Raw genomic sequence first — 14,551 nt, 5'->3', positions numbered from 1 at the left:
TCAGCCTCCCGTGCCCTGCTGGCTGGCCACCGACGGCTGGCCGGTGGCCGGCTGCGGCACGCCGATCGAGCGGCCGTCCGGCAGCCGGACGTACCCCGGCTCGCCCGACTCGACCAGCCCGAGCTTGCGGGCCGCGGCGGCCAGGTTGCCCGGCGCCTCGAAGTCGGCGATCTGCTTGTTCAGCGCCTCCTCCTCCAGGTCGAGCTTGGCCTGCTGCTGCTGGAGCTTCTCCAGCCGGATCGCGTTCTCGTTGATCTTGGTGTTGACCAGCAGGACGCCGAGCACCCCACCGACCACCAGCACCACGATCAGCGCCGCGAACGGCGCCCGCGGCACGGAGACCGGCGGCGGCGGCGCCACCCGCAGCCGCGGCGCACGGGTGCCGGTGCCGGCGGTCCGCTCGGCCGGGCGCAGCGCCGCGTTGCCCTGCGTCGGGAACTCGCGCGCCCCCCGCGCGCGGGTCTCCCCCTGCCGATTACCGCCATCCATGCGTGCCGTACCGTTCCCGACGCGGGTGGCTCGCTCCGCCGCGGTCCGGCCCCCCGACCGCGGTGCGCGCTGCCCGACGCCGGTGATGTCCCGGCGCTCGCGCCTGTCAACGCTCATGTCCCCTCCCCCTCTTCGTCCGTCCCTCTGCCGTCCCCCGGCGTCCGCCGATCCCCCACGGATCGCGCGGACCCCGTCCCCGGTTGGTGCATCGCCTTGACTCGCCGGCGGTACCGTTCGCGGTCGGTCCGCCCCTGCTGCTCGGCATCCGGGTCGATACGCTCCGCGGCCCGCAACCGCACCGAGGCGGCGCGCGGGTTCGCGGCGACCTCCCGTTCCCCGGGCAGCTCCGCGCCCCGGCTGAGCAGCCGGAACGTCGGACCGGTACCGGGTAGCTCGACCGGGAGGTCGACCGGGCCCTTACTGCGAACCCGATCGGCGAGCGCCGCCTTGGTGAGCCGGTCCTCCAGCGAGTGGTAGGACAGGACCACCATGCGACCGCCCACGTGGAGCGCGTCGAGCGCGGCCGGCAGCGCCGTCTCCAGCGCGGCCAGCTCTCTGTTTACCTCGATCCTCAACGCCTGAAACGTTCTCTTTGCCGGGTGTCCACCGGTTCGTCGGGCTGGTGCCGGAATGGCCTCCCTGACCAGCTCGGCCAACCGTGCGGACGAGGTGATCCGGGCGCGTTCCCGTTCCCGGATGATCGCCGAGGCGATCCGCCCGGCGAACTTCTCCTCGCCGTAGACCCGCAGCACCCGGGCCAGCTCCGGGTGGCCGTAGGCGTTGACCACCTCCTCGGCGGTCACCCCCCGGGTCTGGTCCATCCGCATGTCCAGCGGGGCGTCCTGCGCGTAGGCGAACCCGCGGTCGGGCGCGTCCAGTTGCAGCGACGAGACCCCCAGGTCGAACAGGATCCCGTCGACCTCCGGGTAGCCCAGCCGGCCGAGCACGTCGGGCAACTCGTCGTAGACGGCGTGCTCCAGATGGATCCGGTCGGCGAACCGGGCCAGCCGGACGCGCGCGTGGGCGAGCGCCTCGGTGTCCCGGTCGAGCCCGACCAGCACCGTCTCCGGGTGCGCCTCGAGCACCGCCTCGGCGTGGCCGCCCAAGCCCAGCGTCGCGTCGACGTGGATCGTCCGGCCGCCCCGGCCCAGCGCGGGGGCGAGCAGCTCGAGACACCGCTCGAGCAGCACCGGCACGTGCGTGCCGCGTAGCTCCCCCATGTCGACCCCCACCGCTGGTTACCGTTCTTCCGTCTCGCGCCCCGGCGTCGGTCGGCGCCGGTCGCCGTACCGCCAGATCCCCATCCGCTCCCGCCCGTCGCGAGGCCGTGGCCCCCCGAGAGATCGTGCGCCTGGCACCGGGGAAGGGGTGCCAGGAACTCGAAAGCGGCTGGAGATCTCGCAGTACGCCGGGCGCCGTTCCGCCCTACAGACCGCCGGGCAGCACCCCCTCCTCGATGTCGGCGAACTCGTCTTCGCTCTCGGCGAGGTAGGTCTCCCAGGCGACCTTGTCCCAGATCTCCACCCGCGTGCTCGCGCCGATGACCACCAGTTCACGGTCGAGGGCGGCGTATTCCCGCAGGTGCGCCGGGATGGTCACCCGGCCCTGCCTGTCCGGCACCTCGTCGTGCGCGCTGGCGAAGAAGACCCGGCTGTAGGCCCGGGCCGCCTTGCTCGTCATCGGTTGGGCACGCAGTTGCTCCGCGATCCGCTGGAACTCGGGCATCGGGAAGGCGTAGAGGCAGCGCTCCTGCCCTTTGGTGATCACGACACCCCCCGCCAACTCGTCCCGGAACTTCGCCGGAAGGATCAACCGGCCCTTGTCGTCCAGGCGCGGAGTGTGGGTGCCGAGAAACACGGCCCTACCCCCTCGCCCTTGAGCGGCGTTCGCGGCGCCGCTGACCCCCCGGGCCGGTGGGGCCCTCCCGGCCTCACCATTGGGCCCCACTCTACTCCACTTCCCTCCACCTGCAACCAGAATCGCCCGCGTGGCGCGCCCGGCCTCCGACCAAAACCGCACGTCACAGGGGGTGGAGCGGAGTGGAGGGTGAGAGCGCGCCCGGCGGGGCGTCCGCTTTCCGACATCGACCGACTCTGTCCGGCCGAGCCGTTATCGGCCGCCCGCGCGCGCTCCCCGGCCGAACGGTTCGCCGTCGGCGGCGATCTGGTGGGGCCGGTGGTCCGGTAACCTCGCTCGCGTGACGGACGCGAAGATGCCCCTGCGGGCGAAGGTGGCCAGCTCCGTGTCCCGGACCGCCGCGGCCCTGTCACGGGCCGCCGGCCGGGGCGACGGCTCGGTGATCGGCGGGTGGATCGGCCTCAAGATCGACCCAGACCTGCTCGCGCACCTCTCCTCCGGGCGCGCCATCGCGCTCGTCTCGGGCACCAACGGCAAGACCACCACCACCCGGCTCGCCGCGGCGGCGGTCGGCGTGCTGGGCCGGGTGGCCACGAACTCCTTCGGCGCCAACATGCCCACCGGCCACACCTCGGCTCTGGCCAAGGCCGGCAGCACCCCGTACGCGGTGCTCGAGGTGGACGAGCACTACCTCGCCCAGGTGCTGGAGGCCACCGAGCCGCACGTCGTGGCGCTGCTCAACCTGTCCCGCGACCAGCTCGACCGCGCCAAGGAGGTCGCCATGATGGCGCAGCTCTGGCGCGCGGCGCTGGTCCGGCACCCGGACGTGCGGGTGGTGGCCAACGCCGACGACCCCATGGTCGTCTGGGCCGCCTCGCCCCCGGCCAACCACGACCACCGGGTCACCCCGCCACACGTCACCTGGTTCAGCGCGGGCCAGCGGTGGCACGACGACTCCTGGGTCTGCCCCGAGTGCGGCTCGACCATCCAGCGCTCCGGTGAACAGTGGTGGTGCACCGGCTGCCCGCTGCGCCGACCGGAGCCGCAGTGGACGGTGGAGGACGAGGGTGTGCTGGACCCGACGGGCGCCTGGCACAAGGTCGCGCTCCAACTGCCCGGCAAGGTCAACCTCGGCAACGCGGCGACCGCGCTCGCGGTGGCCGCCGAGTTCGGCGTACGGCCGGTCGACGCCGTGTCCCGGCTGGCCAGCGTCACCTCGGTCGCCGGGCGCTACGCCCAGGTGGAGCGCGACGGGCGCAACATCCGGCTGCTGCTGGCCAAGAACCCGGCCAGCTGGCTCGAGGCGTTCGACATGGCCGACCTGGCGCCGACGCTACTGTCGATCAACGCGCGGGACCCCGACGGGCTGGACACCTCGTGGCTGTTCGACGTGGACTTCGCCCCGCTGCGCGGCCGGCAGGTGCTGATCACCGGCGATCGGGCGTACGACCTGGCGGTCCGCCTGGACGTCAACGACGTGCCGTTCCAGCACGTACGGTCGTTCACCGAGGCGATCCACGCGGTGCCCGCCGGGCGCCTGGAGGTCATCGCCAACTACACCGCGTTCCAGGACATCCGAGCGGAGTTGGACCGTGTCAACTGAGAGCTTGCGCATCGTCTGGATCTATCCCGACCTGCTCTCCACCTACGGCGACCGGGGCAACGCCCTGATCCTGGAGCGGCGGGCGCGCCAGCGCGGCATGCCGGTGGAGGTGCTGGAGGTCCGCTCGGACCAGCGGCTGCCCGCCACCGCGGACATCTACCTGCTCGGCGGCGGCGAGGACGGCCCGCAGGCGCTGGGCGCGCAGCGGCTGATCGCCGACGGCGGCCTGCACCGGGCGGTGGCCCAGGGCTCGGTGGTGTTCGGCGTGTGCGCCGGTTACCAGCTGCTCGGCACCTCCTTCTTCGCCAAGGGCACCAAGTGCGCCGGCCTGGAGCTGCTCGACCTCAGCTCCGACCGGGCGGACACCCGGGCCGTCGGCGAGCTGGCCGGCGACATCGACCCGCGGCTGGGCATCCCGCCGCTGAGCGGCTTCGAGAACCACGGCGGCCGCACCCACCTCGGCCCGGGCGTCTCGCCGCTGGCCCGGGTGACCACCGGGATCGGCAACGACGGCGCCACCGAGGGGGCCTGGCGGGGCAAGCTGCTCGGCACGTACTCGCACGGGCCGGCGCTGGCCCGCAACCCGGCCCTGGCCGACCTGCTGCTGCGCTGGGCCACCGGCGTGCACCAGCTTCCGCCGGTGGACGACACCTGGTCCGACCGGCTCCGGTCCGAGCGCCGCGCCGCGGTGTCCGCCGCCGCCCGACCGTGACCTCAGCCGTCCGGCGGGTGCTCGGGCAACCGTCGGTCGTGCGGTTCGCGGTGCTGCTGCTCGTGATCGCCGCCTGCGGCCTCCTCCTGCTCGTGGCGCCCCGGCCGGATCCGTCCGACCTGCCGGGGCTGGCCGACCGGCTCGGCGGCCTCGCCCCGGTCGTGGCGGTCGTCGGCGGCGCGCTGCTGCTGGTCGCCCTGATCCCCCGGACCTTCCTCACGCTCGCGTCCGGCGCCATCTTCGGCCCGCTCGAGGGCGCCGCGTACGCCCTGCTCGCGGCGCTGCTGGCGGCGGCGATCGGCTTCGTGGTCGGCCGCCTGCTGGGCCGGGCGTTCGTCGCCGAGCGGGTCCGCGGGCGGCTGGCCCGCCTGGACGGCTGGTTCACCCGGCAGAACGTGCTCGGCGTGGTCACCGTGCGGCTGCTGCCGGTCGGCGGCTTCGGGCTGGTCAGCTACGGCTACGGCACCACCGGGGCGCGGATGCTGCCGTTCCTCGCCGGCACCGTGATCGCCTCCACCCCGAGCGCGTTCGGTTACGCCGCGGTCGGCGCGGCGGTCACCTCGCCGGGAGATTTCCACTGGTACGCCGCGGCGCCGGCCGGGCTCGGCCTGATCGCCAGCGTGGTGCTGCTCCGCGGCTGGTGGCGGGCCGAGCGTGCCCGGCGACTGGCGGCGGTACCGGCACGATGACGGGCCGGCCCGGCCCGGACGGCCGGCCGCCGGCGCCGGCGGTCGCGGCCGGCGAGGAGCGGGTGTCGCCTCCGGTCACGGCCGCGACGGAGCAGCCGGTGGCGGTCCCGGCCGACACGGAACAACGGTTGCGCGGCGGCTTCATCGCCGAGGTGGTCCGGATCGGGGACACCGTGCGGCGCACCCCACCGGCCAACGCCGACTTCGTGGCGGCGCTGCTCGGGCACCTCGCGCGGGTCGGCGCGGACCTCGCGCCCCGCCACCTCGGCACGGACGAGCAGGGCCGGCAGGTGCTCAGCCACGTCGCCGGCGAGGTGCCCTGGCGGGACGAGGAGGATCCGGCGTACGCCGCCGATCCGGCGCTGATCCGGCTGGCCGGACTGATCCGGCGGCTGCACGACGCGTGTGCCGGCACCCCGCTGGCCGGCGACGCCGAGACCGTCTGCCACCGCGATCTGTCGCCGAAGAACACGGTCTACCGAGACTTCCCGGAGGGCCCCCTTCCGGTGGCGTTCCTGGACTGGGACCTCGCGTCCCCGGGTCGCCGAATCGAGGACGTGGCATTCGCCTGCTGGCACTGGGCAAGCCTGGGTCCGGGAGCGGACCCAGGCGAGCTGGCCCGCCGCGCCCGGCTCATCCGCGATTGGTACAGCGGGGACGACGGCCCGCCGCTCTCCCCTGTCGAGCTGGTGGACACGATGCTCGACCAGATCGGCGGCACCTGGCGCGGCATCGCCGTCGGCGCCGAACGGAACGAGCCCGGCATGCGCCGGCTCCGGGCGGCGGGCGTGGTCGAGCTGGTACGCGGCTGGCACGACTGGCTGCTGGCCAACCGCGACGCCGTCACCGCCGCCCTGCGCGACTGACCCGCGCTCCAGGCGGGGGCCACGTTCGACCGACGACGCGGATGGGGTGGTCAGGTTCGCAAGCCGTGGGGCGTTTTCCGGAAGGGTCCCGTCCGCCCGGCGCTGCCGGCCTGCCGGACCGGTCCGGGTCACCGCGGCGGCGAGACCAGCCCCGCCTCGTAGGCCGCGATCACGAGGTGCACCCGGTCCCGGGCGCCGAGCTTGGTGAAGAGCCGGGCCACGTGCGCCTTGGCGGTGGCCACGCTGATCATCAGGTGGGCGGCGATCTCCGCGTTCGACATGCCACGGCCGACCAGGGTCAGCACCTCGCGCTCCCGGTCGGTGACACCCTCGAGGGAGCGCCGGCCGGCGACGGGTCCGGGCCGGCGGACGAACTCGGCGATGAGGCGGCGGGTGACGCCGGGCGCGATCAGCGCATCACCCGCGGCGACCACCCGGATCGCGCCGAGGATGTCGTCCAGCGCCATGTCCTTGACGAGGAAGCCGCTCGCGCCGGCACGCAGCGCCCCGTGCACGTGCTCGTCGTCGTCGAACGTGGTGAGCACCAGCACCCGGGTCGGCCCACCGTGCGCGGTGATCGCCCGGGTCGCCTGGATGCCGTCCGTGCCGGGCATCCGGAGGTCCATCAACACCACGTCCGGCGCCAGGTCACGGGCCAGCCGGATCGCCTCGGCGCCACTGCCGGCCTCGCCGACGACGTCCAGGTCGGGCGCGTCGGTGATGAGCACCCGCAGGCCGGCGCGGACCAGCGGCTGGTCGTCGGCGAGCAGCACCCGCACGTTCACCGGCCCCCCTCCTCCGCGAGCGGCAGCCGGGCGGCCACCCGGAAGCCGCCGTCCGGCCGGGGCCCGGCGTGGAACCGGCCGTCCAGCAGGGCGACGCGCTCCCGCATGCCGACGATGCCGTGCCCCTCGCCCCCGACCGGGCCGCCCCGGCCGTCGTCGACGACCTCCACGGTCAGCTCGTCGGGTCGCTGCTCCACGGTGATCCGGCAGCCGGGCACACCGGCGTGCCGGATCACGTTGGTGAGCGCCTCCTGGACGATTCGGTACGCGGCGAGGTCCACCTCGGACGGCAGGGGCCCCGACTCACCCCGCCGGCGCACTGTCACGGTCAGGCCGGCATCCGCGGCGGCCGCGACCAGCCGGTCGAGGTCGGCGAGGCCGGGCGTCGGGTCCAGCGACGCCGACTCCGCCTGCGGGCGACGCAGCGCGCCGAGCGTACGGCGGAGCCCGGCGAGCGTCTCCCGGCTCGTCGCCTCGATGGTGGCCAGCGCGGACCGTGCCTCCGCCGGCTGGCTGTCGATGACCCGGGCGCCCACGCCCGCCTGGATGGCGATCACGCCGATGCTGTGCGCCACCATGTCGTGCAGCTCCCGCGCGATCCGCAGCCGTTCGGCGGTGACCGCCTCGGCGGCCGCGTGTGCGCGCAGGGCTTCGGCGTACCCGCGCCGGGCGCGGACCGAGTTGCCGACCGTCCACGCGGTGACGACGGCCAGGAGGGAGAGGACGGCCCGGTTGAGCGGGTCCGCGCTGACGTTCACGAAGGCCGCGGCAACCTGCACGACGAGCACGCCGGCGGCGACGGGCAGCGAGACGCGGCGCCGGCGCTGTGCCGCGACCAGCCCCACGACGAGGTCGATGGTCAGGAACTGCGCGTACCAGATGTCGCGGAGATAGCCGTCCTCCCCGGCGTTGACCGAGACGGTGACCAGGCAGGCCGCGGCGAGCATCAGCCCGAGCGCCACCACCGGGCGACGCCGCAGCAGCCCGGCGGCCGGCGCCAGGGCCAGCACCGGCACCAGGTAACGCTCCGGGATCCACCACTCGCCGAACCCGTAGGCGTCGGGGCTGTCCGCGAGCACCGAGGCGAGCACGAGGGCGGGCGGCAGCAGGGCGACGCCGGTCCAGGCCAGCACCGCGCGCACCGCTCGCGGGACGCGCTGCGGCGGAAGGGCGAGGGCGGCCATGCGCTTACGGTAGCCAGCCGGGGTGCGCACCGGCATCGGCCCACGGGCGTACGCCCCGGGGCGCATCGACGGACGGCGGTTGTGGCCCGCGGCGCGATGCCCGGCCGGGTCGCCGCCCGGCACCGTACAGGCATGATCGAACTACACGCGCTAACCAAACGGTACGGCCGTACGACGGCCGTCGACGAGCTGACCCTCGGCGTGCCGCCCGGCCAGGTCACCGGGTTCCTCGGCCCCAACGGCGCGGGCAAGTCCACGACGCTGCGGATGATCCTGGGCCTCACCCGGCCGACCAGCGGAACGGTCACGGTCGCCGGGGTCCGGTTCGCCGACCACCCCCGGGGGCTGCGCCACGCCGGCGCGCTGCTCGACGCCGGGGACGTACACGGTGGACGCACCGGGGTGGCGCACCTGTCCGCGCTGGCCCGCAGCAACGGCATCCCCCGTCGGCGGGTGGACGAGGTGCTCGCCGAGGTCGGGCTGGCCGCGGCCGCCCGGCGGCGGATCGTCGGCTACTCGCTGGGCATGCGGCAGCGGCTCGGGATCGCCGCCGCGTTGCTGGGTGACCCCCCGGTGCTGCTGTTCGACGAGCCGTTCAACGGCCTGGACCCGGAGGGCGTGCGCTGGGTACGGGACTTGTTCCGGCGGCTGGCGGCCGAGGGGCGGACCGTCTTCGTCTCCAGCCACCTCATGAGCGAGATGGAGAACTGCGCCGACCGGCTCGTGGTCATCGGCCGGGGGCGGCTGGTGGCCGAGCAGAGCCTGGCCGAGCTCTCCGCCCGGAGCACCCGGACCAGCGTCCTGGTGCGTACGCCCGACCCGGCGGCGCTGACCGTCGCGCTGACCGCCGAGGGTGCGACCGCTCGCCCGGACGGCGCCGGGGTGCTCACCGTGACCGGCCTGACCGCCACCCGCGTCGGCGAGCTCGCGTTCGCCCACCGGATCCCGCTGCACGAGCTGACCACCCGTACCGCCTCGCTGGAGGAGGCCTTCATGGAACTCACCGCCGACAGCGTCGAATACTCCGCCGGGGAGGCCCGATGAGCACCGCCACCACCACCGAGCGGCCCACCCGTACGGCCGCGACCCACCCCCCGGCCCGGTTCGCCGACCTGCTGGCCGCGGAGTGGATCAAACTGTGGTCACTGCGCTCGACCCGGTGGACGCTGCCGCTGGTCTTCCTGTTCGTCATCGCCGTCAGCGTCAACGCCAGCCTGGCCGACTACCGGAACTGGCCGACATACCCGGACGGGCGGCGGGAGATGTTCCACCTCTACGGACCGGTGCGGGACGCCTTTCCGGAGGCCGGCTACCTGCTGCTGATGCTCGCCGCGACCACCGTCGGCGCGCTGACCGTCGTCGGCGAGTGCCAGAGCGGGCTCATCCGCACCACGTTCGCCGCCGTCCCCGCCCGTCGGTCGGTGGTGGCGGCGAAGGCCGCCGTGCTGACCGCGGTCATGCTCGTGTTCGGCCTGGTCACCTCGGCGGGTTCCTTCGGGGTGTCCCAGGCGATCCTCGCCGGACGCGACGCCGAGTGGTCGATCGGCGAGCCGGGGGTGGCGCGCGCCGTGCTCGCCAGCGCGCTGCTCGTGCCGGTGTGCGCACTGCTCGGGACGGGGCTCGGCGCGGTGATCCGGCACGCCGCCGGGGCTGTCGTCGCGGCCACGTCGGTGCTCGTGCTGCTACCGCTGGTCGTCGACAGCGAGAAGCACCGGTGGATCGCCGAACTCCGCCACGTGCTCCCCGTCGCGGCCTGGCAGCGGCTGATCGAGGTGCATCCCGACATCCTGCACCCGGATCCGTTCCCGGCCAGCGTCGCGGGCTCCTGGCTGGCCTTCGCCGGCTGGTCGCTGGCGTCCGTCGTGGCCGCCGGCGTCGTCGTCCACCGCCGCGACCCGTAACCGCCCCACCTCGCCGATCATGGAGTCGTGGCGGGGGATCGATCCCCGGGTCCCCGGGTCAACCGGGCACCACAACTCCATGATCGACGCGTGGGTCAGGCGACGATGCTGACCATCCGGCCCTTCACGACGATGACCTTGCGGGGTTCCTTGCCGCCCAGGCTCGCCGCGACGGCCTCCAGGGCGGCCGCGCGGACGGTCTCCTCCGCCGCGTCGGCCGGCACCTCGACCCGGCCCCGGACCTTGCCGTTGACCTGCACCGGGTAGGTCACCGACTCGGCGACCAGCAGCGCGGGGTCGGCCACCGGGAAGTCCGCGTACGTCAGCGAGGCGTCGTGCCCCATCCGCCGCCACAGCTCCTCGGCCACGTGCGGGGCGAACGGCGCCAGCATCAGCACCAGCGGCTCGGCCACCTCACGGGGCGTGGTCGACAGTCGGGTCAGCCCGTTGGTCAGCTCGATCAGCTTGGCGATCGCGGTGTTGAACCGGATCCCGTCCATGTCGGCGCGGACCCCGTCGATCACCCGGTGCAGCAGCCGCCGGGTCGCCTCGTCGGCCGGGTACTCGGTGATCCGCAGCTCGCCGGTCTGCTCGTCCACGACGGCGCGCCAGACCCGCTGCAGGAACCGGTAGGAGCCCACGACCGCCCGGGTCTCCCACGGGCGGGACACCTCCAGCGGGCCCATCGACATCTCGTAGACCCGGAACGTGTCCGCCCCGTACGCGGCACACATCTCGTCCGGCGTGACCACGTTCCTCAGGGACTTGCCCATCTTGCCGTACTCGCGGTTGACCTCGACGTCGCCCAGGTAGTAGCCGCCCTCGCGCTCGACCACCTCCTCGGCCTGCACGTAGCTGCCCCGGGCGTCGGTGTACGCGTACGCCTGGATCATGCCCTGGTTGAACAGCCGCCGGAACGGCTCGAAGCTCGACACGTGGCCCAGGTCGTACAGCACCTTGTGCCAGAACCGGGCGTACAGCAGGTGCAGCACGGCGTGCTCGGCGCCACCGACGTACAGGTCGGTGCCACCGCAGTCGCCCTCGCCGCGCGGACCCATCCAGTACCGCTCGTTCTCGGCGTCCACGAACCGGTCGGCGTTGGTCGGGTCCAGGTAGCGCAGCTCGTACCAGCAGGAGCCGGCCCACTGCGGCATCACGTTGGTCTCCCGGGTGTACCGCTTCGGGCCGTCACCCAGGTCCAGCTCGACCTCGACCCAGTCCCGGCGCCGGGACAGCGGCGTCTCCGGGTTGGAGTCGGCGTCCTCCGGGTCGAACGTCTTCGGCGAGAAGTCGTCCACCTCGGGCAGCTCGACCGGCAGCATCTCCTCGGGCAGCGCGATCGCCGCGCCGGTCTCGTCGTACACGATCGGGAACGGCTCGCCCCAGTAGCGCTGCCGGCTGAACAGCCAGTCGCGCAGCCGGTAGGTGACCGCGCCGCGGCCGTGCCCGTCGGCCTCCAGCCACTCGATGATCCGCGCCTTGGCGTCGGCGACCCCCAGGCCGTTCAGGTCCAGGCCGCGGTCGGGCGCCGCGCTGTTGATCGCCGGGCCGTCACCGGTGTACGCCTTGCCGTCGAAGCCCGCGGCCGGCTGCACCGTGCGCACGATCGGCAGGTCGAAGACCTCGGCGAACGCCCAGTCCCGCTCGTCTTGGGCGGGCACCGCCATGATCGCGCCGGTGCCGTAGCCGGCCAGCACGTAGTCCGCGATGAAGATCGGGATCTGCGCGCCGGTGACCGGGTTGGTCGCGTACGCGCCGACGAAGACGCCGGTCTTCTCCTTCGTGTCGGCCTGCCGCTCGACGTCGGTCTTGGCCGCCGCCGCCTTGCGGTACGCCTCCACGGCCGCCCGGGGGCTGGCGTGCCCGCCGGTCCAGGCGTCCCTGGTCCCGTCCGGCCAGGCCGCCGGCACCAGCGCGTCGACCAGCTCGTGCTCCGGCGCCAGCACCATGTAGGTGGCCCCGAAGACGGTGTCCGGCCGGGTCGTGAACACCCGGATCGGCTCCAGGCCGGTCGGGAAGTCGATGTGCGCGCCGGTGGACCGACCGATCCAGTTGCGCTGCATCAGCTTGATGGCCTCGGGCCAGTCCAGCGTGTCCAGGTCGTCCAGCAGCCGGTCGCCGTACGCGGTGATCCGCATCATCCACTGCTTCAGGTTCCGCTTGAAGACCGGGAAGTTGCCCCGCTCCGAGCGGCCGTCGGCGGTGACCTCCTCGTTGGCCAGCACGGTGCCCAGCCCCGGGCACCAGTTCACCGGCGCCTCCGAGACGTAGGCCAGCCGGTGGTCGTCGACGATCCGCCGGCGCTCGGCCACCGACAGCTCGGCCCACGGGCGGCCGTCCGGGGTCGGCCGGTTACCGCCCTCGAACTGCGCGATCAGCTCGGCGATCGGCCGGGCCTTCCTCGCGTCCCGGTCGTACCAGGAGTTGAAGATCTGCAGGAAGATCCACTGGGTCCAGCGGTAGAAGTCGACGTCGATGGTGGCGACCGACCGGCGCTCGTCGTGGGCCAGGCCCAGCCGGCGCAGCTGGGCCTTGTACCGCTCGATGTTCTGCTCGGTGGTGGTCCTGGGGTGGGTCCCGGTCTGCACGGCGTACTGCTCGGCGGGCAGGCCGAACGCGTCGAAGCCCATCGCGTGCAGCACGTTGCGGCCGGCCATCCGCTGGTAGCGGGCGAAGCAGTCGGTGCCGATGTAGCCCAGCGGGTGCCCGACGTGCAGGCCGGCGCCGGACGGGTAGGGGAACATGTCCAGCACGTAGAGCTTCTCCGCGCCGGCCCGCGGGTGGCCGGGGTCGGCCAGCGGCCCGCTCGGGTTGGGGGCGTGGAAGGTGCCCTCCCGCTCCCAGATGTCCTGCCAACGGTTCTCGATCTCGTCGGCCAGGGCCGCGGTGTACCGGAACGGGGGGATGTCGCCCGCCGGTGCGGCTGCCTCACTCATCGCTTCTCCTCGCGTCGCTCGGCGCGGTCGTCTCGTGCTGTCTGCTGATGCTCACCGCCCGTGGCCGGCCGGCTGGCGACGGGCACAAAAAAGCCCCTCACGCAGGAGGGGCCGCCGTGCTGTCGCGCGCTCAGCGCATCAGCACGGCTCGGTAAGAAGCAGGAAGACTCCGGCCATGACGGCAGTGTACCCCCCGGGCAGGCGGCGACGTCGGCCCGCTACCACGGGTCGGGACGGCGTGGCCGGCCAAAACCGGTGGGGTACCCGTCGCGGGTCGGGTCATGGTCCCCCGACCTGACGAATATTCGGGGCGTAACCGACGGTCTGCCTGCGGGGGTCGGCGATCACGAGAAACATGGTTAGCCTGAGAGACCAGTGAGATTTCTGCGGCAGACGAGGCTCGGCGTCGCGAACCCAACGGCGGGTCCAGGTGCTCTTATTCAGAGCTGCCGTATCCGGCGACGAGGAGGAGGCCCGTGACACAACAGACCTGGGACGAGGTGGGCGGCCTGCTGCCCCACGACGAGTTCCGCGCCGCCAGCGAGGCCATCGTGGCCAACATCGAGCAGGTCATCGAGGGCAAGACGGCCACGGTGCGGCTCGCCCTGGCCGTCCTTCTCGCCGAGGGTCACCTCCTCATCGAGGACGTCCCCGGGGTCGGCAAGACGAAGCTCGCCAAGGCCCTGGCCCGTTCCATCGACTGTTCCGTGCGCCGGATCCAGTTCACCCCCGACCTGCTGCCCAGCGACGTGACCGGCGTCAGCGTCTACAACCAGGAGACGCACGACTTCGAGTTCCGGCCGGGCGCCGTCTTCGCCAACCTGGTGGTCGGCGACGAGATCAACCGGGCCTCGCCGAAGACGCAGTCGGCGCTGCTGGAGTGCATGGAGGAGCGGCAGGTCACCGTCGACGGCGTGACCTACCAGCTCCAGACCCCGTTCATGGTGATCGCCACCCAGAACCCGATCGAGATGGAGGGCACCTACCCGCTGCCCGAGGCGCAGCGCGACCGGTTCACCGCCCGGATCGCGATGGGCTACCCGGACGCCGGCGCGGAGCTGGCCATGCTGGACGGGCACGGCGGCACGGACCCCCTCAACGAGCTGCGCCCGGTCTCCGACGCGGCCATCGTTCGCCAGCTGATCGCCACGGTCCGCCAGGTGCACGTGGCGGACGCGGTCAAGCAGTACGCGGTCGACCTGGTCACCGCCACCCGTGAGGCTCCCGACCTGCGCCTCGGCGCGTCCCCCCGGGCCACCCTCCAGCTGCTGCGCACCGCCCGCGCGGTGGCCGCCCTCGAGGGGCGCGACTACGTCCTCCCCGACGACCTGCAGGCCCTCGCGGTGCCGGTGCTGGCGCACCGCATCATCCCGACCGCCGACGCGCAGCTCGCCCGGCGCACCACCGACGCGATCGTCGCCGAGCTGGTGCACCGGCTGCCGTTGCCGCACGACCGCAAGCGCTCCCCCTACGACACCCGGCCGACGCCGAACAACGGCCGCGGCCCGTACGAGCCGCGGAGGCCGTGA

The 14,551-nt window shown here is 73.6% G+C and carries 13 protein-coding genes; 7 read left to right on the top strand and 6 right to left on the bottom strand.

Going from position 1 to position 14,551, the window contains the following annotated elements; genetic code table 11:
• The 3 genes from O7603_RS29920 to mraZ all read right to left on the bottom strand — a co-directional run bounded on the left by O7603_RS29920 (window position 1) and on the right by mraZ (window position 2,346).
• Window positions 1–606: a hypothetical protein gene (locus tag O7603_RS29920; RefSeq protein ID WP_281573060.1), complete on the bottom strand. Its 606-nt coding sequence runs from the start codon at window positions 604–606 to the stop codon at window positions 1–3.
• On the bottom strand, window positions 603–1,721 hold the full coding sequence (gene rsmH / locus O7603_RS29915) for a 16S rRNA (cytosine(1402)-N(4))-methyltransferase RsmH (protein ID WP_348651041.1): 1,119 nt from the start codon (window positions 1,719–1,721) through the stop codon (window positions 603–605). The genes O7603_RS29920 and rsmH overlap by 4 nt, the downstream gene beginning before the upstream one ends.
• A 193-nt stretch (window positions 1,722–1,914) precedes the next feature.
• The gene (mraZ, locus tag O7603_RS29910; RefSeq protein WP_281573058.1) at window positions 1,915–2,346 is read right to left on the bottom strand and encodes a division/cell wall cluster transcriptional repressor MraZ; all 432 of its coding nucleotides are present in this window, start codon (window positions 2,344–2,346) and stop codon (window positions 1,915–1,917) included.
• Between the two features lie 355 nt (window positions 2,347–2,701).
• Here mraZ and O7603_RS29905 point away from each other — a divergent pair, with 355 nt between their 5' ends.
• From O7603_RS29905 to O7603_RS29890, 4 genes are read left to right on the top strand one after another with little or no spacing between them, the layout of a single operon-like run.
• Window positions 2,702–3,949 (top strand): MurT ligase domain-containing protein, encoded by a 1,248-nt coding sequence (locus O7603_RS29905; RefSeq protein WP_281576869.1) that lies wholly within the window; start codon window positions 2,702–2,704, stop codon window positions 3,947–3,949.
• Window positions 3,939–4,661 (top strand): glutamine amidotransferase, encoded by a 723-nt coding sequence (locus O7603_RS29900; protein ID WP_281573057.1) that lies wholly within the window; start codon window positions 3,939–3,941, stop codon window positions 4,659–4,661. The genes O7603_RS29905 and O7603_RS29900 overlap by 11 nt, the downstream gene beginning before the upstream one ends.
• Window positions 4,658–5,350 carry a VTT domain-containing protein gene (locus O7603_RS29895; protein WP_281573056.1) on the top strand — a complete coding sequence of 231 codons (693 nt, stop codon included), beginning with the start codon at window positions 4,658–4,660 and terminating at the stop codon, window positions 5,348–5,350. The genes O7603_RS29900 and O7603_RS29895 overlap by 4 nt, the downstream gene beginning before the upstream one ends.
• A complete protein-coding gene (locus O7603_RS29890) occupies window positions 5,347–6,216 on the top strand; it encodes a phosphotransferase (protein WP_281573055.1) in 870 nt (289 codons plus the stop codon). Before O7603_RS29895 ends, O7603_RS29890 begins: the two co-directional genes overlap by 4 nt.
• Before the next feature lie 128 nt (window positions 6,217–6,344).
• On the opposite strand, the gene O7603_RS29885 is transcribed toward O7603_RS29890, so the two are convergent.
• On the bottom strand, window positions 6,345–7,001 hold the full coding sequence (locus tag O7603_RS29885; RefSeq protein ID WP_281573054.1) for a response regulator transcription factor: 657 nt from the start codon (window positions 6,999–7,001) through the stop codon (window positions 6,345–6,347).
• A complete protein-coding gene (locus O7603_RS29880) occupies window positions 6,998–8,185 on the bottom strand; it encodes a histidine kinase (protein ID WP_281573053.1) in 1,188 nt (395 codons plus the stop codon). The genes O7603_RS29885 and O7603_RS29880 overlap by 4 nt, the downstream gene beginning before the upstream one ends.
• Before the next feature lie 132 nt (window positions 8,186–8,317).
• Here O7603_RS29880 and O7603_RS29875 point away from each other — a divergent pair, with 132 nt between their 5' ends.
• Together O7603_RS29875 and O7603_RS29870 are read left to right on the top strand one after the other, a co-directional pair.
• Window positions 8,318–9,229: an ABC transporter ATP-binding protein gene (locus tag O7603_RS29875; RefSeq protein WP_281573052.1), complete on the top strand. Its 912-nt coding sequence runs from the start codon at window positions 8,318–8,320 to the stop codon at window positions 9,227–9,229.
• Window positions 9,226–10,086 (top strand): ABC transporter permease subunit, encoded by an 861-nt coding sequence (locus tag O7603_RS29870; RefSeq protein WP_281573051.1) that lies wholly within the window; start codon window positions 9,226–9,228, stop codon window positions 10,084–10,086. The genes O7603_RS29875 and O7603_RS29870 overlap by 4 nt, the downstream gene beginning before the upstream one ends.
• A 95-nt stretch (window positions 10,087–10,181) precedes the next feature.
• Here the strand turns inward: O7603_RS29870 and leuS are convergent, their stop codons facing one another.
• Window positions 10,182–13,022: a leucine--tRNA ligase gene (leuS, locus tag O7603_RS29865; RefSeq protein ID WP_281573050.1), complete on the bottom strand. Its 2,841-nt coding sequence runs from the start codon at window positions 13,020–13,022 to the stop codon at window positions 10,182–10,184.
• 476 nt (window positions 13,023–13,498) lie between these two features.
• Here leuS and O7603_RS29860 point away from each other — a divergent pair, with 476 nt between their 5' ends.
• Entirely contained in the window at window positions 13,499–14,551 is a 1,053-nt protein-coding gene (locus tag O7603_RS29860) for a MoxR family ATPase (protein WP_281573049.1), read from the top strand.

Source organism: Micromonospora sp. WMMD812, from assembly GCF_027497215.1.
In the GTDB taxonomy this organism is placed as follows: domain Bacteria; phylum Actinomycetota; class Actinomycetes; order Mycobacteriales; family Micromonosporaceae; genus Micromonospora.
This window is presented reverse-complemented; position numbering and strand designations above follow the sequence as displayed.